Annotated in this window: 22 protein-coding genes and 1 pseudogene; 18 read left to right on the top strand and 5 right to left on the bottom strand. The window is 52.8% G+C overall.

All coding sequences use genetic code 11. The annotated features are described in order from the left end of the window. Window positions 1-314: 314 nt before the first annotated feature. The 12 genes from QOM10_RS13580 (at window position 315) to QOM10_RS13525 (ending at window position 14,465) form a co-directional block, all read left to right on the top strand. Entirely contained in the window at window positions 315-2,363 is a 2,049-nt protein-coding gene (locus QOM10_RS13580; RefSeq protein ID WP_316918261.1) for a type VI secretion system tip protein VgrG, read from the top strand. Continuing rightward, window positions 2,354-3,211 carry a DUF4123 domain-containing protein gene (locus tag QOM10_RS13575; protein ID WP_316918260.1) on the top strand — a complete coding sequence of 286 codons (858 nt, stop codon included), beginning with the start codon at window positions 2,354-2,356 and terminating at the stop codon, window positions 3,209-3,211. Before QOM10_RS13580 ends, QOM10_RS13575 begins: the two co-directional genes overlap by 10 nt. Window positions 3,212-3,239: 28 nt before the next feature. After that, the gene (locus QOM10_RS13570; protein ID WP_316918259.1) at window positions 3,240-6,794 is read left to right on the top strand and encodes a LysM domain-containing protein; all 3,555 of its coding nucleotides are present in this window, start codon (window positions 3,240-3,242) and stop codon (window positions 6,792-6,794) included. Window positions 6,795-6,810: 16 nt separating this feature from the next. Continuing rightward, window positions 6,811-7,791, top strand: a complete 981-nt coding sequence (locus QOM10_RS13565) for a tetratricopeptide repeat protein (RefSeq protein WP_150775559.1) — start codon at window positions 6,811-6,813, stop codon at window positions 7,789-7,791. Window positions 7,792-7,793: 2 nt separating this feature from the next. Further along, the gene (locus QOM10_RS13560; protein WP_224794633.1) at window positions 7,794-8,765 is read left to right on the top strand and encodes a tetratricopeptide repeat protein; all 972 of its coding nucleotides are present in this window, start codon (window positions 7,794-7,796) and stop codon (window positions 8,763-8,765) included. Between the two features lie 114 nt (window positions 8,766-8,879). Further along, on the top strand, window positions 8,880-9,851 hold the full coding sequence (locus QOM10_RS13555) for a tetratricopeptide repeat protein (protein ID WP_224794634.1): 972 nt from the start codon (window positions 8,880-8,882) through the stop codon (window positions 9,849-9,851). Between the two features lie 5 nt (window positions 9,852-9,856). Then, complete coding sequence (locus tag QOM10_RS13550; protein WP_150775560.1) at window positions 9,857-10,825, top strand: tetratricopeptide repeat protein; 969 nt, start codon at window positions 9,857-9,859, stop codon at window positions 10,823-10,825. A 99-nt stretch (window positions 10,826-10,924) separates the two neighbouring features. Next, entirely contained in the window at window positions 10,925-11,917 is a 993-nt protein-coding gene (locus QOM10_RS13545; protein ID WP_316918258.1) for a sel1 repeat family protein, read from the top strand. Between the two features lie 32 nt (window positions 11,918-11,949). Further along, entirely contained in the window at window positions 11,950-12,882 is a 933-nt protein-coding gene (locus QOM10_RS13540; RefSeq protein ID WP_150775561.1) for a tetratricopeptide repeat protein, read from the top strand. Window positions 12,883-12,976: 94 nt separating this feature from the next. Further along, the gene (locus tag QOM10_RS13535; protein ID WP_080762028.1) at window positions 12,977-13,450 is read left to right on the top strand and encodes a DUF3304 domain-containing protein; all 474 of its coding nucleotides are present in this window, start codon (window positions 12,977-12,979) and stop codon (window positions 13,448-13,450) included. Between the two features lie 78 nt (window positions 13,451-13,528). After that, on the top strand, window positions 13,529-14,020 hold the full coding sequence (locus tag QOM10_RS13530) for a DUF3304 domain-containing protein (protein ID WP_316918257.1): 492 nt from the start codon (window positions 13,529-13,531) through the stop codon (window positions 14,018-14,020). After that, window positions 13,908-14,465 (top strand): DUF3304 domain-containing protein, encoded by a 558-nt coding sequence (locus QOM10_RS13525; protein ID WP_316918256.1) that lies wholly within the window; start codon window positions 13,908-13,910, stop codon window positions 14,463-14,465. Before QOM10_RS13530 ends, QOM10_RS13525 begins: the two co-directional genes overlap by 113 nt. Before the next feature lie 52 nt (window positions 14,466-14,517). Here the strand turns inward: QOM10_RS13525 and QOM10_RS13520 are convergent, their stop codons facing one another. Continuing rightward, the gene (locus tag QOM10_RS13520; protein ID WP_316918255.1) at window positions 14,518-14,814 is read right to left on the bottom strand and encodes a hypothetical protein; all 297 of its coding nucleotides are present in this window, start codon (window positions 14,812-14,814) and stop codon (window positions 14,518-14,520) included. A 205-nt stretch (window positions 14,815-15,019) separates the two neighbouring features. Next, window positions 15,020-15,295, bottom strand: coding sequence for a hypothetical protein (locus QOM10_RS13515; RefSeq protein ID WP_316918254.1), 276 nt, complete (start codon window positions 15,293-15,295; stop codon window positions 15,020-15,022). A gap of 14 nt (window positions 15,296-15,309) precedes the next feature. On the opposite strand from QOM10_RS13515, the gene QOM10_RS13510 reads away from it, so the two are divergent. Next, the gene (locus tag QOM10_RS13510; RefSeq protein WP_127927250.1) at window positions 15,310-15,579 is read left to right on the top strand and encodes a DUF2790 domain-containing protein; all 270 of its coding nucleotides are present in this window, start codon (window positions 15,310-15,312) and stop codon (window positions 15,577-15,579) included. Window positions 15,580-15,668: 89 nt separating this feature from the next. Then, window positions 15,669-16,067, top strand: a complete 399-nt coding sequence (locus QOM10_RS13505; RefSeq protein WP_186621487.1) for a hypothetical protein — start codon at window positions 15,669-15,671, stop codon at window positions 16,065-16,067. Here the strand turns inward: QOM10_RS13505 and QOM10_RS13500 are convergent. Beyond that, window positions 16,064-16,333 carry a DUF1652 domain-containing protein gene (locus QOM10_RS13500; RefSeq protein ID WP_007912157.1) on the bottom strand — a complete coding sequence of 90 codons (270 nt, stop codon included), beginning with the start codon at window positions 16,331-16,333 and terminating at the stop codon, window positions 16,064-16,066. The genes QOM10_RS13505 and QOM10_RS13500 overlap by 4 nt on opposite strands. Before the next feature lie 367 nt (window positions 16,334-16,700). Between QOM10_RS13500 and eco the strand changes: the two genes are divergently transcribed. After that, window positions 16,701-17,186: a serine protease inhibitor ecotin gene (gene eco, locus QOM10_RS13495; RefSeq protein ID WP_095120899.1), complete on the top strand. Its 486-nt coding sequence runs from the start codon at window positions 16,701-16,703 to the stop codon at window positions 17,184-17,186. Between the two features lie 21 nt (window positions 17,187-17,207). Next, window positions 17,208-17,513, top strand: coding sequence for an NIPSNAP family protein (locus QOM10_RS13490; RefSeq protein ID WP_095120900.1), 306 nt, complete (start codon window positions 17,208-17,210; stop codon window positions 17,511-17,513). Window positions 17,514-17,543: 30 nt separating this feature from the next. Here QOM10_RS13490 and ilvA read toward each other — a convergent pair. After that, window positions 17,544-18,533: pseudogene (ilvA, locus tag QOM10_RS13485) on the bottom strand (threonine ammonia-lyase, biosynthetic); the annotation flags it as partial. A gap of 249 nt (window positions 18,534-18,782) precedes the next feature. Between ilvA and QOM10_RS13480 the strand changes: the two are divergent. Beyond that, a complete protein-coding gene (locus QOM10_RS13480; RefSeq protein ID WP_316918252.1) occupies window positions 18,783-19,124 on the top strand; it encodes a DUF2834 domain-containing protein in 342 nt (113 codons plus the stop codon). Window positions 19,125-19,244: 120 nt separating this feature from the next. Here QOM10_RS13480 and QOM10_RS13475 read toward each other — a convergent pair whose 3' ends face one another. Next, window positions 19,245-20,018, bottom strand: a complete 774-nt coding sequence (locus QOM10_RS13475) for a methyltransferase domain-containing protein (protein ID WP_316918251.1) — start codon at window positions 20,016-20,018, stop codon at window positions 19,245-19,247. Window positions 20,019-20,177: 159 nt separating this feature from the next. On the opposite strand from QOM10_RS13475, the gene QOM10_RS13470 reads away from it, so the two are divergent. After that, entirely contained in the window at window positions 20,178-20,708 is a 531-nt protein-coding gene (locus QOM10_RS13470; protein WP_150775568.1) for a tetratricopeptide repeat protein, read from the top strand. Window positions 20,709-20,713: the final 5 nt, after the last annotated feature.

Genomic DNA, 20,713 nt, shown 5'->3' with positions numbered 1-20,713 from the left:
GTCCCGGGTCGAATTGAACCAGGAGAAAGTGAACACGCAGGGGTGAGCGGCAATGATGGCAGATGGCTTTGACGTGCTACAGGCGACTTTAGTCTGAATCTGACTGATGATTCTTCTACTCAGGGTCGTGGGAAAAGTTGCCGGCAGTGAGCACCGATTCGCACAAACCGCCCGGTTTCATTGGGCCAAACACCCCATCTAAGGGTTTTCCCTATACCGCAAACCAGCCAGACCTACGGCTTTTGTGCCTTGAACGAGGCCGCTTAATCCTCCATCATCCGTCCCCTGCTTATTCAACGGACGGAATTCAAGGCATGCTGGACGCCAACGCTACCCACATCCCCCTCACGCTTGAAGGCGCCAACGCCGACCTGCAAGTCCTCAGCTTCACCGGTCGCGAAGCCCTCAACCAACCGTTCCGTTTCGACCTCGAACTCGTCAGCGCCCGCCCCGACCTCAAACTCGAAGAGCTGTTGCACAAGCCCGGCGTCCTGACTTTCGGCCCGACCGGCGAAGGCAAGATCCACGGTCTGGTCTATCGCATCGAGCAAGGCGACTCCGGTAAGACCCTGACCCGTTACAGCCTCAGCCTGGTGCCACAACTGGCCTACCTGCGGCACAACCACGATCAGCAGATTTTCCAGCAACTGACCGTGCCGAAGATCATCGCCCAGGTGCTGGAGGATCGCGGCATCCTCGCCGACGCCTACAGCTTCCAGCTCGGCGCCGAGTACCCGGAACGCGAATACTGCGTGCAGTACGACGAATCTGATCTGCATTTCATCCAGCGCCTGTGCGAAGAAGAAGGTATTCACTTTCACTTCCAGCACAGCAGCAGCGGCCACAAACTGGTGTTCGGCGACGACCAGACCGTTTTCCGCAAGCTGAAACCGGTCAGCTACCAGCAAGACTCCGGCATGGCCGCCGACAAACCGGTGATCAAGCGTTTCAACCTGCGCCTGGAAACCCGCACCACCCGCGTCAGCCGCCGCGATTACGACTTTGAGAAACCAAAGATCCTTCCCGAAGGCGCGGTGAAAACCGAGTTCGCCCCGGACCTCGAGGACTACGACTACCCCGGCCGCTTCACCACCCGCGAGCGCGGCAAGTTCCTCTCCACCCGCGCCCTCGAACGCCATCGCAGCGACTACAAACTCGCCGAAGGCAAAGGTGACGAACCAACCCTCACCAGCGGCCATTTTCTGACGCTGGCCGAACATCCGCGCGCCGAATGGAACGACCTGTGGCTGCTGCTGGAAGTCTTCCACGAAGGCAAACAACCGCAAGTACTCGGCGAAAACGTCACCAGCGACGTCACCGACAACAAAAGCGATTTCCACCAGGGCTACCGCAACAGCTTCCTCGCCACACCCTGGGACGCGCACTACCGCCCTGCCCTTGAACACCCGAAACCGCAAGTCCTCGGCAGCCAGACCGCCGTCGTCACCGGCCCCGCAGGCGAAGAAATCCACTGCGACCAGTACGGCCGGATCAAAGTGCAATTCCACTGGGACCGCGACGGGCAATCCAACGACAAAACCACCTGCTGGATGCGCGTCGCCAGCGGCTGGGCCGGCGCAGCGTACGGCGGCATCGCCATCCCGCGCATCGGCATGGAAGTCCTCGTCACCTTCCTCGAAGGCGATCCCGATCAGCCACTGGTCACCGGTTGCCTGTACCACAAGGAAAACGTCGTCCCCTACGACCTGCCGGCCAACAAGACCCGCAGCACCTTCAAAACCCTGAGTTCACCGGGTGGCAAGGGTTACAACGAATTCCGCATCGAAGACAAGAAAGGCGCCGAGCAGATCTACATCCACGCCCAGCGCGACTGGGACGAAAACATCGAGCACGACCAGAAGATTCGCGTCGGCAATGAGCGGCATGACACCGTTGAAGCCAACACGCTCAGTGAGTTCAAGGTTGAAGAGCACCGGATTACGCATCTGGATCGCATCAGCGAGATGCGTGCGGATGATCACTTGACGGTGGGTGTGACGCAGCATCTGAAGGTGGGGACTGCGCAGTTTGTTGAGGCCGGGTCAGAAATCCATTACTACGCCGGCCAGAAGGTTGTGGTCGAAGGCGCAATGGAGCTCACGGCCAAGGCTGGTGGGAGTTTTGTGAAGGTGGATGCAGGTGGTGTGACCATCAGCGGCGCGGAGGTAAAGATCAATACCGGCGGCTCGCCTGGGGTTGGGACGCCTGCGGCACCATTGCTGCCGGGACCGATGAAAGTAGCGGATGCGGACAAGGCTGGTAAAGCACCACTCCCCGCCCGTCTGAATGAGTCTGGCATCACACCGTTGTGCGGAAAACAGAGTAACGGCGCTTGCAGCCGTAAGGATTGCACATGCATGTAAAAGCGCTGAGCGCTCTGCTCGCAGAGCCTCGCTACAACTTTTCTGACCTGCCGGCCGCGAGCGAGTCGCTCTGTTTCATCATCGACCAGGGACTCCAGCCAGAAGCATTGAGTCAACTCTACCGAGTAGGCGAACCGGTGGTTTCCCAAGGGCTGTTTTTCGGCACTGACTTCGCAGAGATTCCTGATGGCCCGTTGTGGCTGGTGGCTCCTCGGGGCAGCAAAGTGGCAAACGTAGCGGCAAAACTTTGTGAGGAACGCTTTTCGGGAATAGCGATCTCAACACCTGATCCTGAACAAGCATTGGCTCATGCGCGCTGGTTGCTCAGAGCCAATGACGGTTCCGGTGGGCAGAGCTTGTTGAGCTTTCACAAACCGAGTCTGTGGGCAGCGCTGACTTATACAGCTGGGAAAACCTTCGATCAGTTGCTGGGTTGCTGGAACGCCATCTACTGCCCTGCGCCGATACATTTCGGTCAGCAGCGCGGTCCATGGTTGGCCTGGAAAGCCAACGAGGAATCGACGTGGCTTGGTGACAAAGCGGCGTTCAACCTTCCCGAGGCAGCCGCGCAAGTTCAAGCGCGCCTGGGATGGGTTTATTGGATTGATGAGGAATACGCAGCGTTTGAAGAACCAGACGATGAGCGCCTGAACGATATCGCTGACAACCTCGACCTGCTGCTCAAAAGCAATATTTATGACGGTGATCACCTGCTCAAGCTTGGCCACGCCGTGAACGGCCCGCTATTCGAAACACAGCCTGAGATCATGGCGATCCTGCAATCTAAGGACGAGTCGTTTATCAAAGTAGATCGGCTCCTGGAATCAGCCGCCGTCGCCCAACGTTAGGGCGACGCGACAACAGAACGGAATCACCATGGAAATCACGAATCACGCCGTCATGCCCGGCGAAACCCTGGGCCAGATCGCTTCGCGCTACAACAGCACCGTGGCGCAACTTCGCCAGCTCAACCCCTTCATCACCAATCCGGACAACGTCAAAGTCGGCTGGAACCTGAGCGTCCCCAAAAGCGCTCAAGCGGCCGCCACGCCTACCGCTCAGCCGCCCGCCGCGTCGCAAGCGCCTGCGCAGGCAGCCCCGGAAGCGCCCACTCAGTGCTCCGCTGAGGATCTGGTTGAACTGGATCCGGTCAAGGACGCTCCTGATCAGAGTTCAAAGACCTTCAAACCCCACGCACCTCCGTGTTCTAAAAAGTTTGCCAGCGCGATTTATGCCACTGAGGAGCAAGAGTTCTGGCTGCTCCCTGAGCGGGCAAAGTCTGCCATCAAAGAATCGATGTTCGCGCTGGATAAAATGATTGCCCCCAGCAAACCACGTGATGCACGCCTGAACGGGCTGCAGGAATCTGGTTTACTGGAATACTTCCTTGAGCCCAAGTTGAGCAACTTCCTCACGGGCGAGAAGCGTACGCGGATGGAAGAGTTTGAAGCGATGGGGGATGAGATCGAAATCGATCCCGCCACCGCCAAAAAGAGGCAAAACGAAGTTAACGGAAACAAACCGGCAGCGGCTCCTGCACAGTCTCCACAAGAGGACACCGCGCAATCGCGCATGGACCGTCTAACGGCAGACCTGGCTACTGACCAGGACGTCCACAAAGCCTATGCCGACTTTTACAAGCGGAGGGCCGAATGGCATGCGCTGAAAAAAGAAGCGGTAGCGGCTGCGAAGCTGGAAGGCTACACCTACGAAAGCGGCTCGCTGTACTCCAAGGAGGCGATTGAAGCGCGCGCACGCGTGCAAGCTTATCTGGAGGCTCGCAAAAAATTCCTCGGCAACAAAGACTTCAAGCAGGTTCCGCTGGAGGACGTGGCCAAAGCTTTGGCGGAAAAGAAGAAAAGTTACGAAAACATCTGCAGCGGCATGAATGACTGCACCGCCGATCTGGTCGGGTATGTCTTGACGCTCCACAAAAACGCCGATGCGCTTGATTACCATGCTTACACTGAATCCATTATCAAAGCGTCTGAATACGGCATTGCACTTCCAGAATTCGCTTTGATCAGTGACGGCCTTCCTTCCGGTATCGAGCAGTTCAAACTGTATCTGGATACCGAGAAAGAGCAGGCGGAAGTTACAGCGCAGCTTCAAGAGAAATACAAACGCTGGATCGAGGCAACAGGCCAGAACGCCCAAGCGCCGGCGGGCCTGGTTGATGTGGAACGGACCAAATGGGATAGCCTGCAAAAGACCAAAGACGACCTTCAAGCAAAAGCCCAAAGCAATGTCAGCAACAGCAAGCCTGCGCGTTATCTGATTTGGGACCCGGAAGAGTTCCAGCCAAAACCGGTCGACCGCATGGTGAAACCGGGCTTTCCGCTGCGTGAAGTCAGTCTTTCGGATGCCAAGGGTACGCCCCTGGGCTGGTTCAGCATGGCGAACCTGAAAGACGCAAAAAAGATCCTGAAAGAGGATTCAAAAAAAGCAGTCGGTTCAATAAAAAAGGTAACTGAAAGTTTGCCCGCGGACGCTACCGAAGGCTCCGATAAAAACAGCGAAATCAACTCGTTCCGCCAATGGCTTCTAGATCAGGGCGCAATAAAATTCAGCGATCAGGTCGGCGACTGTTTCGATGGAAAAGGCTGGTTCAAAGCCAAAGACTTTTATGCTTACTTGAAAAAGCAAGGCTATGAGGTCACTGAACTGGAAGACGACGCGACCCTGACCAACTGGGGCGAACACCTTCAGCAACTGGTGTTCAAGAAAAGTGTGCGCGGCAAAGTAAGACTTTTTGATGCCAGCCCTCAGGCGCAATTGGTCCGTTGCCTGACACCTCCACAGCCAAACATTCACGGCGAAGTAAAGCTCGAAGGCCCGAAAATGTCCGCCGCCGAGGGCTTCCAGATATCTGGCGAGATGGGCTTAAGCCTGGACCTGGCCCGTGGCGAAGTTCAGTTGATGAAAGTCGACATGCCTGCCAAAGCCAGTGCTCAAGAAATAACGCTTGATTACTTCCTGGACGGCAGCCCGCAAAAAATGAATTTCGGCCGCTTCTCCTTCCACTTTGGTGTGAAGGCATGGGGCTACGCCGGAGCATCGTTGCTGCTAGCCGGCAGCGTCGAGTTGAGCCCGATCTTCGGCAACGTCAAGTATGGGGCGTCACTGAGCCCGGTAAAACGCGCACAGCGTGAAGATGCTTCGGCAAAAGAAGAACGCTCCGATCACGCCGCCGCCAAGCAAGCCAAGGCCGACAGCGGTGACGACAGCCCTACTCCCGATCTTGAACACAAATCGAAATCCGGCACCTACGCCGATTCCAAGAGCACAGACCAACTGCGAGGCGGCCGCTTCGCCAAAGTGCAAGTCGAAAACGGCGCAAAAGCCAGCTTCAATGTGTTTGGAGGCTTGCAAGCCGCCATCGAACTCACCGGAGCGCTGAACTGGGCACCGCCAAAGGAACTCGTCGCCCTGCGCACCGCGCCAACGATGGGCGTTGGCAGCGCTAAAGACGCGAAAAGCGCAAATCCATGGCTGACGTTAGCCAAGCTAAGCGGCTCCGTTGGCGTGGCCTTAGGTGCGGGCTTTCAGGGAACAGCGCAGGTGTCTCTGGATAAGGGGCGGTTTATTCTGAACCTGAAGGCCGCGGTAGTGCTGGGTCCGGGTGCTAACGGTAGCTTTAAATTCGAAGTTGGCTATGAGGCAGTCGTTGACCTCATCAACCTGTATCGCAAAGAGTTGCATAAGGCGCAAGGCAGAAAAATCGAATGGATGGAGCAGGACGCAAGTGAGTATGCCGCGGCGCTCAATACACTTGGCGCTGCTGGTCTGAACGTGTCCATGGCATACATGATGCGTTTAGACGTAGTAATGAGTTTGTATGAAGCATTAACTAGTGGGGGCAAGGGAGGTCCGATTGCGGATGCGATTATCGAATACGCAGATCAGAGAGAGTTAGAAGAGTGGTGCGTAAATGCTATTCCAGAGGCACTTGGCCCCTTACTACTGACCCTTACAAGCTCGCCACAATCATTTACAGTCGCTCTAAACAACGGCGATAACGAAACACTAAAAAGCAAAAAACGCGAATACAATGACTCGGAGTCACATCTGATACAACAGCGAGCAATAGAGCGAATACTTAACTGGATTACAAAAAATGCTCAGCAGCAAAACACCGTTAGTCAAGCGCAAAAGCAGTTTGAACGAGCCTGCATCCGCATGAACGGTTTCGGAGTAGAAATTAAAGACTCCAATCAAAATTACTGCAGTAATCGATTAATTTTAGATAGATTCATGAGCACCCCCGTACTTAGCTTAATGAGCCCAGCAAACGACAGGATGCGTGAAAATTACAAAAAACACGTGAAGCTACTTGGTGCAAATCTAGATGGAACTTGCCAGCGTAGTAATTTTCAAGGCAGAACCTATACCTCTTCGCCCCGAGCCACATACGTCGAGCCGTCTCGCTAATACAGGCTAATAACAAATGAGCTTATTGAGAAGTTTTTTCGTTACATTTATCGCTTTAGTGCCAGCAATTGCAATAGCGAGCGACAACCAAGTGCAACCTTCTCCAGCAGAAAAGGGAGTGGTTCTTTACAACCAACTTAAAATTTCATCAGCGATTCCTTATCTAAAATCCGCATCTGAAGCCGGAAATGATGAAGCACAATACTATTTAGCAGAAGCTTTACGAAAGAGAAATCGCTACATAACCTCTGAAGCGCAAAAATGGTATGAAGCTGCTGCAAAGCAAGGGAACTACTACGCAATGATTCAGTTAGGGCGTAGTGGTGATGATCTATGTAAAAGGATGAACAATTGCCCAAACTCTATTAAAGCTCCAGTCGATTGGCTTCGTAATGCACGTGATCTAGCGCAGCCTAGGGCTGAACACGGTGACGCTGAGGCGATGTATGTTATGTATGAAATAACGTTAGATCGTAGCTGGTTGGAAAAATCAGCGCTTGCTGGAAATGCAACAGCGCAATATTGGATGGCTATTGGCGATAGACAAGGCGAAGGTTTCTTCCTTCCGGGCAGGCGCAACGCATCCGTAGGTAATTGGTTGAAAGCATCGGCCGAAGGTGGAAATCCCCGCGCGATGATGGAGTATGCGGCTTATCTACATGAAAATAGTGGTGATCTTGAAACCGCTCGCCATTGGATTAGAACCGCCGCCGAACGCGGATATGAGAGCGGCGTCACCAGTTACGGCGCGTACTTAGCACATGCTCCTGAAAGGTTCGGATTCGAATTTGATGTGGTAAAAGGATATGCGATAACCTCACTTCTGAAGGAACTAGATGAAGGTGGAGGGATGCAATCTTATGTAGATGAAGTACTTCCAGAGATTGCAGAGAAAATGACTCCAGCACAACTTGTGAGCGCCGAGAAATTCGCTTCAGAATGGAAAGCGGCACATCCTCCACTCTCCTTTTTCCCGGAAAAACTAGGCAGGCAATAGTAGTGTCTAAATTTTCTATGCGGCCTTTATTAATTGTTATATTTTTTTGGGTAGATCTAAGCCTAGCGACAGACAGCGAACCCGAAAAAATTTCAGGGTTGGTCTTATACAATCAACTTAGAATAAACGCAGCGACTCAACAACTCCAAATTGAAAGCAACGATGGGAATTCCGATTCTCAATATTACTTAGCAGAAATCATTCGAAAAAAAAGTCGCTACATGGCACCCGAAGCGCAACATTGGTATGAAAAGGCAGCAGAAAAAGACAATATATACGCAATGATTCAACTGGGCCGACACAAAAATGACTTTTGTCAGAAGATTGGCAACTGCCCTCCATTCAAGAAAACCCAAGCAGAATGGTTTGCACAAGCTAAAGGATTAGCGCTACCAAAGGCGCAGGAAGGCGATCCCGAATCCTTGTATCTAATGTATGAAATCACTCTGAATCGTGATTGGTTAGAGAAATCCGCAACCGCAGGATACCCGCTTGCGCAGTACTGGATGGCGATCAGCGAACGACAGGGCGAAGGCTTCTTCTTGATTCCAGGAAAACGCGATGCGTCTGTAAAAAAATGGCTTTTGCTTTCGTCGGAAGGCGGATATCCAAAAGCCATGATGGATTACTTGGAAATTTTACATAGAGAAGGCGACACCGAGAATATTCACCATTGGCTTGAATTAGCCGTTGACACCGGTTACCAAGCAGCAGTAAGCAGTTATGGCGCTTATATTTCGCATACACCAGATAAGCTGGGTTATCCCCTGGATCTAGTTAAAGGTTATGCGCTTTTCTCGCTGCTGAAAGATCTTGATGGAGGCGGAGGAATAAAAAGATTCGTCGAAAAAAAATCAGACAGCATTGCTGAAAAAATGACAACGGAACAAATTGAACAATCAAAAGTTGTCGCGCAGGAGTGGCAAGCCACTCACCCGCCGCTTTCGTTCTTCCCCGACAAACTGAGTAACTGATTCGATTGTCTCGTATTTTCAGGGTGGCGCACTCCGGATTTCATGGTGGTGGGCTACCACCCTTTAACATCCCGGACGAAGCAACCAGCTTCCATAGACTCGGCAGAAACACCAATGAAACTGATGGCCACTGCGATCATGTTGTTAGCCCTAGCGTCAACTCAGTCATTCGCGCTTACGCATGAACAATCTCGGGCAAAAATAAAGGGCATCGAGCTATACAATCAATACAAAGCCATTTCTGCCATTGAGTTTTTGAAGATCGCCGCTGATAGTGGCGATGATGAGGCACTCTATTACTTAGGCGAATCAATAAGAAAAAATAACAGATACATGACTCAGGAAGCACAAAGGGCTTACGAGGAGTCAGCAAAAAAAGGCAATATTTATTCTATGATTCGGCTCGGAGGAGCGGACCAAGACTTGTGCGTAACTATGAAAAATTGTTCCCCCTCTGAGCAATCGCCTGAAGGCTGGATAAATGAAGCTAAGAAGCTTGCGACTGATCAGGCATCTCATGGAAATGCTGAGTCTATGTACTTGTTATGGGAAATAACAGGGAACGATGAATGGTTAGAAAAATCTGCAGAAAAAGGTTTCGCATTGGCGCAATTTCGTTTAGCGACTAAATATCAAGAAGGTGGCGGAGTGTTCCTACTGCCCTCCAGAAGATCAGATGAAATCGAAAAGTGGATGAAAGCGTCTGCAGAGAATGGCTATCCTCCAGCTATGATGGGATTTGCCGCTGTCAGGCTTGAAAAAGCCGACTTTTCATCGTTTAGAACTTGGAATGAAAAAGCCGCTGATTCAGGCTACGTATCAGCGGTTTTTGGTTATGCTTCTTATATAGGCGAAGTTGAACCAAAATACGGATTCACCTCAGACCCAGTGACGTCATATGCGCTACTATCAAATCTACTAGAGCTTGATGGTGGTGGAAACGTAATAAACAATGTTAACGATGTTTTGCCAGAAGTGGAAAAAAACCTGTCAAAAGAGCAGATAGGGAAAGCAAAAGAACTCGCAAAAACGTGTAAGGCCAACCACCCGCCTCTTTCGTTTTTCCCTGACAAGCTAGGATATTAACGCCAATGAGGCTATTCAGGTATTTCTTTGTCGCAACATTTTTAATAAGTACCACGCCTGCTTTTGCGTCAAAATCAGCGCGCGAAGTTTCTGCAGGCATTGCGTTATATAATCAGTTAAAATTTGACGCAGCCTTTCCCTCATTAGAAAAAGAAGCGCAATCTGGAAATGTGGAGTCGCAATACTACTTAGGCGAAGCGCTAAGAAAGCGCAACCGATATATGACGCCAGAAGCACAGCACTGGTATGAAACGGCGGCGATGAATGGCTCCATATACGCAATGATTCAGTTGGGCAGAGCAAAAAACGATCTTTGCGCAATAATGGAAAACTGCCCACCGTCTAAAAAAACTCAAGCCGAGTGGTTCGTGGAAGCCAAGAAAATCACTTTGCCGAAGGCAAATGATGGCGATCCAGAATCTCTGTATTTAATGTACGAAATCACCTTGGATCATAAGTGGCTAGAGAAATCTGCAAATGCAGGATATCCACTCGCGCAATATTGGATGGCTGTAAGTGAAAGACAAGGTGAAGGTTACTTCTTCATTCCTGGAGGACGTGATGCGTCAGTAAGAAGATGGCTACTTCTCTCTTCCGAGGGTGGCAACCCAAAAGCGATGATGGAATATCTAGAAACACTGTATGTAAAAGGAGAAATGGAGAGCACTCGGCACTGGCTTGAAGTGGCCGCAGCAACCGGCGAGCAAGCAGCTCTGAGCAACTATGGAGCGTACATTTCACATACTCCCGACAAAGTTGGCTACCCACTGGACCTAGTTAAAGGCTACGCTATTTTTTCTTTGTTAAAGGAGCTCGGCGACAGCGGTGGAGTGCAAGATTATGTTGACCGTAAAATTGAAAAGATTGCTGAAAAAATGACACCAAAACAAATTGAACAGTCAAAAATCGTTGCGCAAGAGTGGAAAGCCACCCATCCACCGATTTCTTTTTTCCCCGAAAAACTTAGCGACTGACTCCGGTTTTTTGGTATTTCTTTAGGGAGGCGCGGACCGCCGAATTTTAATCGAAGCCTAACCGCCCCCCTTACTTCCGCAGAGAAGAAACAACCACCCATGAATTCAGCAAAGATACCAATAAAACTAATGACTGCGGCGTTAACATTGTTAACTATAATAGCAACCGAATCATCTGCTCTTACGCACGAACAGTTTCAGGCAAAAATCCAGGGCATTGAACTCTACAATCAATACAAAGCCATTTCTGCGATCGATTTTTTGAAAACCGCCGCTGACGGCGGAGATGACGAGGCGCTCTACTATCTGGGCGAAGCGTTAAGAAAAAATAACCGCCACATGACTCCGGAAGCTAAAAAAGCATACGAAAGCTCCGCAAAAAAGGGGAATATCTACTCTATGATTCGCCTTGGGAGAATTGAAGACGACTTGTGTTCAACCATGAAAAACTGTCCACCAGGTGAAGACTCTCCTAGCAGCTGGGTAATTAAAGCTAAAAGCCTTGCAATTCAACGCGCAACGCAGGGAGATAGCGAATCAATGTACCTATTATATGAAATGACAGGCAATGATGACTGGCTGGAGAAGTCAGCAGAGAACGGATTTGCATTTGCGCAGTTCCGTCTGGCGACGAAGTACCAAGAAGGAAGTGGTTCATTTTTACTACCCTCGAGACGCAACCAAGCTATCGAACGATGGATGAAGGCGTCTGCTGAAAATGGTTATCCACTTGCAATGATGGGGTTAGCCGCAATCATGATCGAAAGAAATGATTTAGCCTCGTTCAGAACCTGGAACGAAAAAGCAGCTGACTCGAGCTACGTAGAAGGTGTATTTGGATATGCATCCTACATAGGCGAAGAAAACTCAAAATACGGTTTCGCATTCGACCCAATAAAATCATATGCTTTACTGTCAAATCTGCTGGAACTTAATGGTGGAGGCAATGTAGTACGAGACGTCAATGACACATTAACCGGCATAGAAAAAAACATGTCAAAAGAGCAAATAGAAAAAGCAAAAGAGCTCGCAAAAACGTGGAAGGCCAACCATTCGCCTCTCTCGTTTTACCCTGACAAGCTAGGTTATTGATAGCAGTGCGAGCATTTAGAATTATTATAGTAATGCTGATCGCCGCTCTTTCTGCAAACAGCTCAGCACATTCGCAAACAAATGAATCAACCCTGGGAGTGGTGTTATACAACCAGCTAAAATTAGACTTGGCGATTCGCGAGCTAAAAAAAGAGGCCGATTCGGGAAATGTGAATTCACAGTATTACTTTGCCGAGGCACTTCGAAAGCGAAGCCGGTACATGACTGCTGAATCGCAGCAATGGTACGAAACCGCTGCGAATAATGGTTCTATATTTGCCATGATTCAGCTAGGCCGCCAAAACGATGACCTCTGCAGAAAAATGACCAATTGTCCCGCGAGTAAAAAATCAAGCGCCGATTGGTTGATTCAGGCTAAAAAAATAGCATCAAGCACAGACACCCCTGAGTCTTTGTATTTAATGTATGAAATAACTTCCGATCGTACTTGGTTGGAAAAATCTGCAAACGCAGGTTATGCGCTCGCGCAATATTGGATGGCCGTCGGTGATCGACAAGGTGAGGGATTTTTTCTTATACCTGGAAAACGTGATGAGGCCATCAGCAAATGGCTGAAAGCTGCCTCTGAAGGCGGCAACCCAAAAGCAATGATGGAATACATTGAGATCCTGTATAAGAAAGGCGATCTTGAAGGGGTGCGCCATTGGCTTCAGGCAGCAGCTGAAACGGGCGATCAAAAAGCAATTAGCAGTTATGGCTCTTACATTGCCCATGCGCCTGACCAAGTTGGTTATACCCTAGACCTTGTTAAAGGTTATGCACTGATTAGCTTGCTGAAAGAGCTGGATGGTGGAGGCGCTATTCAAGATTTCGTTCAAGATACTCTCGAAGAAATTGGAAGCAAAATGACATCTCAACAGATAGAAAGCTCAACAGCTGTCGCTGAGGAATGGAAAACCACTCACCCACCGCTCTCCTTCTTTCCAGAGAAACTTGGCAGATAAAATGGTTGAAATATTAAAAATTCAAGCAAGAAATAATTAAGCGTCATCTAAAATACTAAGTTTCTAGATCTCAAGCCAGGAACCCGAAGGCTACATGATCGATATTTTGAAAGATACACACCTCAGAAAAAGCTGGCGACGACGAAAAATAGTTCTTAGTGTGGTGGCTTTACTATTTTGCTACGCCACCCCGAAAATTCTGGAGCTACTACGTACTCCTGGTGCCATGCTGACGTCATCGAATTACACGGATCGCCCAATTTCTTTCTTTTCAGTAAATGATTTTGGGGGTGGCAATCTTTCTGCAATGGGCGGCGGAGGGATTGTTTGTTGCAGGAAAATCGAAGGGAAATCGGTTCGGGTTACCTGGACTCTCGGCCGAACTGGCGATCAGCTAAGGAAAGGTGTGCAGAAAGAATATCACGAGTTAAACGTGCCTCTACCTCATCGAGCACGAGGCGATGATTATCTGCACGTTCGTTTTTTACCCGGAAACGCAGTTGAGCTGAAATGGAGTTCTAACTTGATCAGCCCATTTGATTCTGAACCGAGTACGACCGGTCCTTAACTGATCGGCATTGTCATTCTCAAAACAGAATCCAGCCGTAGAATATAAGTACAACTCTCTGCTTTGGACCTTATGCGCGTGATAGATATTGCTGCGGACGCCAGCCGGAAACACACATGGCGACGAAGACGAATAGCCCTAGCTGTACTGGCATTGCTGCTTAGCTACGCCACCCCCAAAATCCTCGCACTGTTCCGCACGCCAGGTGCAATGATGACTTCGGAAAACCACATGGTGCGACCGATTTTCAGTTTCTGGGTCAATGGATTTTGGGGTGGGAACCTTTTTGCCAACGGCGGCGGTGGAATAATGTGCTGCTCCAAATTTGAGGGAGACACAGCCAAAGTCACTTGGATATTGGACATGACCAAACAGCAGCAAATACAGGGCGCGGTAGAAGAGCGCCATGAAGTTCAGCTTTCGCTTCCCCAGCGTGGCCCACACGATCAGTACCTGCATGTGCGCTTTGATCCGGGTAATAAAGTACGGCTCGGATGGAGTCCTGACTTGTTTAGCCCATTTGAACCCCGACCAACCAAAGCTGTTTCGGAAAACAGTGAGGCGCAGTAAGAATATGCGATTCAGTCAGACGCCCATGTCCAGTCGCTCGAAGATATTGATCTGCGCGACAGTGCTGCTGGCCGCTTTTGTGACATCTCTAATTCATGACCGTGTTCGTACGCCCGGTGCTGCCCTTACATCCCACAATTACACTGATCGTCCCATCGGCAGCTATTGGGTAAATGGTCACTGGGGCGGTAATGGAGGGGTGACCTGCTGTTGGAGCATCAATGGCAACACCGCTAAGGTTGCGTGGGTTCTGAGCATGTCTAAAGCTCAAGAGGATCTGGGAATGAAGATCGAAAGACACGAAGTGCAAGTGCACTTGCCTTCACGCAACCGTGGCGATGACACGTTGCATGTCTATTTTCTGCCGAACAATCGTATCGAGTTGGAGTGGGCATCGACGGTGCTGGATCCGCGTCCTCACTCAACGGAATCCTTACCACGCTGAAACACGGGTCGTTTCTCACTCCGCCCCGTGGCTGAGTCCTTTCAATTTCTCATCAAACCGGCGCCTTCCAACTCAACATCTGCTGCTGCGCCACCTGCAGCAAATCATTGCCATCCTGCGTCAGCAGGTACAGCGCATGGGTGATGTGTGGAATGTCCTGCACGTCGGCGTGCTTGAAGCACATGCAATGCAGGGTTTCGAGCAGGTCGGCGGCGGCGCGGATGCGCTGGACGGCGGCTTCGAGGATGTCTTTCGGGTTGGCTTGGGTGTCGATGAGCAATGTCGGGGTTTCGGTGACGTTGCTGCTGAGGGGGAGATAGCGGTTTTGTAGCAGTTTAATTATTGGCATTCTGATTACTCAACTGTATTAGAAGGTAACCGCCATAGCCGTGACCAAACGGTGGGAGGCGGCCGTGTACAGGCTTGGTCAACCGAGAACAGTTCAAAACTCAGCTCGCCCGAAGGCGTCCTGCACACAGCCGCCATAGCAATGCACTCCACGGATCAAGAAATCCGAGCGGTGCGAATGATGGCACATATGCAATGAACTTTTCTCAGGTGACCAAACCCGAACCACTGATTTTGCAGCGGCAACCGACAATAACCGCCCCCTCCAGCCGCCGAAAGCAGACAAGGCACCAGCCGTTGTAGGAATTCGCCAAACCTTCCTGAGAAAACCACCCCACTCCCTGACAGCCGGCGTTCAGCTTGGTTAACCATCCCTTAACGCCGCGGTCAAAAACTCTACTGAACCGCACGCCCTCAACCATTCTGGCTGTTGCCCAGTGCGGCAGGTTCGGCTGAATCACGCCGAACTCTAGAACCGCCACACGGGAGTCCTTTCATGAACATTCGTCCTTTATTGCTCAGCGCCGCCCTCGCCTGCACCGCGTTTGCCGCGCTGGCCCAGGCCAATGACACCTCTGCCACGTCCAAAGCCGTGCCGTATGAGTACGGCATGCCGCTGCATGTGGCCAAAGTGGTGTCGTTGACCGAGCCGCCAACACAAACGTGCAAAGTGGTGACGGCCGACATGAAGTACATCGACAACGCCGGTAAGCCTGAGGAAATCAGCTACCGGAAATTGTCTGACGCGTGCAACTTCCAGAACTGACAGAAACGTCTGATTTGCGGGTTTGCGGTAGGCGTGGGGTGTTTCGGCGGTTATGCTCGGAGCCCTCCTCACTGCCGCAAGGATTCGCCATGCAGTTGTCGTTTCGCACGTTGTCGGGCTTCACGTGTTCGTTGTGTTTTTTGCTGGCGCTGGCCTGGGGCGTTTTCCCGCAGAGCCTGCTGGCGATCTGGAGCATCGAGTACTCCGAAGGTGCCGGGTTTGTCGCGCGGCGCAGTGCGGTGCTGTTTGCGGCGTTGGGGGTGATGTTTTATCTGGTGCGCAATGCACCGCCGTCGCTGGGGCGCAATGCGCTGAGCAACGGGTTTATCGTCGGTTGTTTTGGTTTGGCGGTGCTGGGTTTTGCGGAATGGCTGAACGGTCATGCCGGCCCCGGGATTTTGCTCGCGGTGCTGGTCGAGTTCGCGCTGGGCCTTGGTTTTGTGCAGGCCCGGCGCGTGACGGTCGAACTGGGTGAAACGGTGCGTTAGACGACTCTGGAGCGTGGGCTGTAGTGATGTTGCACAGTTTGCTGGTTCAGATCGGATCGCAGCCCGGCGATCAGTTCGTTGATTTCACGACAGCCATTGAGATGGCTGGCGTCGATGCCACTGACCAGCAGATCGACCTGATCGGTCTGGTGATCGCCGAAAACCTTGACGGTCATCGACAAGTCCGGCGACAGCGTGCACTGGCAGCGTTTTGGCAGAAAACTGCTTTCAATGATATTGCGTAGTTCCAAGGCAGACAGAAACATGGCGAAACCCTCTCCTTACTTTGAGATGCCAATCAAGTATTCACGCTGACCGTTGCTGCCCCTGCACGGGTGTGTCCCCGCTGTTTCCCTGGCGCGACAAGCGGTGGTACTGCGAAATGCCCATTGGAGTGTAGGCGCCCAAGGCCGGTGCGCCGCACTGAAAAGACGCATAAAGCGTGCCTTTCATCGGTTCATTTTCACCCTCATGAAATCAAGCACTTGGCGGCGGTGCCAGTATTTGGCTACTTGCAAATTGCAAGAATGGCCTCGACGGGTACTGCAATTTGCAACTCGACGCTGGTTTGCAATCACGGCCCATGACGGTAAGAATGCCCGTTATCCACCCTACACCCGCACGGAGGCTTCCATGGGTTCTTTACGCGTCTACGCGACCACCGGCTTGTTCATCGCCTGCCTGTCTACACTCGCCCACGCCGCCAAGCTTGAAGACGTCGCGCCGTACCCGAAGGCTGAAGCCGGGTTCACCCGTCAGGTCATTCACTTGCCCAAGCAAGAGCAGGAAGAGAACTTCCAGGTTGAAATCCTCGCCGGCAAAACTTTGGAAGTGGACTGCAACCGCCAGCGTTTGGGCGGTGTTCTCGATGAGAAGAATCTTGAAGGTTGGGGTTATCCGTTCTATCGACTGGAAAAGGTCATTGGGCCGATGAGTACGATGATGGCCTGCCCGCCCGGCAGCCAGAAGAAACGCGCGTTCGTGCCTGTCGTCGGTGACGGCTTCATGCTGCGGTACAACAGCAAGTTGCCGGTCGTGGTGTACGCACCGTCGGAGGTCGAAGTGCGCTATCGCATCTGGTCGGCGTCGGACAAAGTCGGTACAGCCCTGCAGGAATAACCCGAACAAGGAGTTCGCTGCTTGATTACTTGCCACGTCAGATATGTCATTGATCCGTACCAATTGCCTGAGTTCGAGGCCTACGCCAAGGCCTGGCTCGGCATCGTCGAGCGCTTGGGCGGCACTCATCACGGCTACTTCCTGCCGTCCGAAGGCGCGAACAATATCGCTTATTGCCTGTTCAGTTTTCCGTCGCTGACGGATTACGAAAGCTATCGGCACATCGCGCTGACCGATACGGAGAGCACCGCACTGGTGGCCAGCCTGGTCGAGAAGAAGTTTATCGTCAGCTACGAGCGCAGCTTCCTGCGCCCCTTGCTGCCGTAAGCCTGATCATGCCGAGACACCGCACACCGCGGCGCGCTCGGCGACATGGCGCAGGCTGTCGAAGTTGATATTGGCGCCCGAGTCGATCGCCACGAATGTCTGCTCGCGCACCCCGGTTCGCGCTACGTACTGCTTGATCCCGGCCACGGCCAAGGCGCCGGAAGGCTCGGTGATCGAGCGGGTATCGTCGTAAATGTTCTTGATCGCCGCGCAGAGGTCGTCGTTGCTGACGGTGATTACCTCGTCGACGCAAAAGCGGCAAACCTCAAACCCGAACGCGCCGATCTGCGCTACCGCCACGCCATCGGCGAACGTACCGACATTGGGCAGCACGACACGCTGATCGGCTTCCAGCGCAGCCTTCAGGCACGCGGAGTGTTCTGATTCGACGCCGATGATCCGTACTTCCGGGCGCAGGTATTTGACGTAGGCCGCGATGCCGGCGATCAGACCGCCACCGCCCACCGGGATGAAGATCGCATCCAGTGTGCCCTGATGCTGACGAAGGATTTCCATCGCCACGGTGCCCTGCCCCGCGATCACTTCCGGGTCATCGAATGGAGACACGAAGGTGCGTCCAGTCTGTTCCGCCAGTTGCAGCGCGTGGGCCAGCGCGAACGGGAAACTCTCGCCGTGCAGTAGCGCTTCAGCGCCACGACTGCGCACACCCAGCACTTTCAGTTCCGGCGTCGTCGCCGGCATGACGATGGTCGCCGCAATCCCGAGTTCGCGAGCTGCCAGCGCCACACCTTGCGCGTGATTGCCGGCCGATGCGGTGATTACTCCGCGCGCCTTTTGCTCGTCACTGAATTGCACCAGTTTGTTGTAGGCACCACGGATCTTGAAGGAGAACGTCGGTTGCAGGTCTTCACGCTTGAGCAGAATCCGGTTGCCCAGCGCCTCCGACAGCGCCGGCGCCGCTTGCAAAGGCGTGCGCACCGCGAGGTCGTACACCGGCGCGGCGAGGATCTTTTTCACGTAGTGCTCAAGCAGGGTTTGCTGGTCGGGGCTGTGCGGCATGGTCGTCTCCTGACATTTTTCAGAACCCCGGAGACAGAAAGTAAAAACCCGCCTCTAGGGCGGGTTGGGTGCTGCAGTCGTGAGCTAGCCCGCCAAATGAGGAATGGCGGTAATAATCATTGGCTGGCAACGCGATACAGTCGAAGTCATGGGCTGGAAATTAGCCTGCGCGCCAGTGGCAAGTCAATGGCCAATTTTGCGTGGCGACGTTAGTCTGGCGACTCTCTCATCACACCAAGGAAGGATTGCATGATGTCTATCGCCCTGCCCCTCGCGGCTTTGCTCGCTTTTAGCGGTTACACCGTTTCGGTGATGCTCCAGGCCGAACAGTCGTTGATCGACTTTGGCATCAGCCTGATGTCGCGGCCCGACACCGCGCAGGTGGTGATTGACCTGTATCTGCTGGCCACACTGGCCGGGGTGTGGATGGTCAAGGATGCCCGATCGCGTGGGCAGTCGGTCTGGTCGGTGGTGCCTTATTTGTTGCTGACGGCGGTTTTTGTGTCGATCGGGCCGTTGTTGTATCTGGTGGTGCGTGGGGTTCGCGAGCGCAAACAGAAGGCGGTGGCAAAGTGCAGCCAGATACTATGAACACCTGAAACCCCTGTAGGAGTGAGCCTGCTCGCGATAGCGGAGTGTCAGCCAAAGATGAGGTGACTGACACTCCGCTATCGCGAGCAGGCTCACTCCTACACTGGAATGTCGTGGCATTCAGCCCTTTTTTACGGCAATGAACGCGGCGGTTTCATACGGCACCGTCACCACATCCCTGCCGCGCAGTTCCGGCTCGGCGGCAATCAACGCACGAATCTGCTCATCGACTTTCGCCCGTTTCGCATCCGGCAGCGCGGCGATGAAACTGATGGAGCGCACGCGGTTGAAGATCACGTCTTCCGGTGAGCCGGTATGACCATGATGAAACTGTTCAACCTGCAATTTCTCAAATGCCGGGTGCGGAAATGCTGTGCGCCAGGCGCCGGTGTAATAGCGCGGCGTGTCCCCTTCCAGTGCGTTCACGATGGCATCCAGTTTCGGCACCCAACTGACTGCGGTATCACGCAAGTTCCAGATCAGCCCCAACTTGCCACCCGGCTTGAGTACTCGAGCGATTTCGCTCAGCGCCTCGGTACTGGCGAACCAGTGAAACGCCTGCGCGCAAATCACCACATCCACTGAAGCGTCCGGCAACGGCAGGTCGGTCGCCGTACCGCTCACCGCGAGCACATCGGGCCAGGCGTCAGACAGTTTTTCCAGCATCTGCGCCACCGGTTCAACGGCGATCACTTGCGCCCCCGTCGCCACCAGACGTCCGGTGAACTTGCCGGTGCCGGCGCCCAGATCGATCACCGTTTTATGCCCATCCAGGCCCAGCGTCGCAGTCAACCACTCACTGACCTGCGGCGGATAGTCCGGCCGCCCTTTGACGTAGGTGTCGGCAGCGCTTTTGTAGCCGGCAGCGGCTGAATGATGGACGTGATCGGTCATGGCAACTCTCCTTACGGCAAAACATCGGATCGACGGCAGACGCTCCCGAGCATAGCGCTTGAATTTACGCTGAACTTGAACAGTCACTGATAAAGCAATGAATAAAAATTCACCCTGTGGTGTTCAAAGTGAAACATAAGCCCCTGTGGAGCCTTGCCCATGACTATCCGTTCCGTTATGTTCGCCGCCCCGTTGCTGCTGGTCGCGGCGATGGCCAGCCAGTTGGCCTTGGCCAATGGTGATGAAGAAGAAGTGCAGAAGCCCGAATGCCCGAAAGGCCAGGTCTGGGACAGCAAAACGCAGAAGTGTGTGATGCAAGTCAGCAAAGCTCTTTCGGATGCCGACCGTACCGATTATGCCTACCGCCTCGCCAAGGCCGGTCGCTACGAAGAAGCCCTGGCGCTGCTCGACACACTGAAGCAACCGAGCACCGCCAAGGCTCTCAACTATCGCGGTTACGCCACGCGCAAACTGGGGCGCACTGACGAGGGCATCGGTTATTACCTGCAATCGGTGAGACTCGATCCGCAGTACGCGCAAGTGCGCGAATACCTCGGTGAGGCCTATGTGATCAAAGGTCGCGTCGATCTGGCGCAGGAGCAGTTGCAGCAGATCCAATCGATTTGCGGCACGTCTTGCGAGGAATACCAGGACCTGGCCGAAGCCATCAACGATTCATCGAAAACCTGAGCACT

It is taken from the genome of Pseudomonas sp. P108 (assembly GCF_032613195.1).
In the GTDB taxonomy this organism is placed as follows: domain Bacteria; phylum Pseudomonadota; class Gammaproteobacteria; order Pseudomonadales; family Pseudomonadaceae; genus Aquipseudomonas.
The sequence above is the reverse complement of the archived record's forward strand: the minus strand, read 5'-3'. Positions and strand labels throughout refer to the sequence as shown.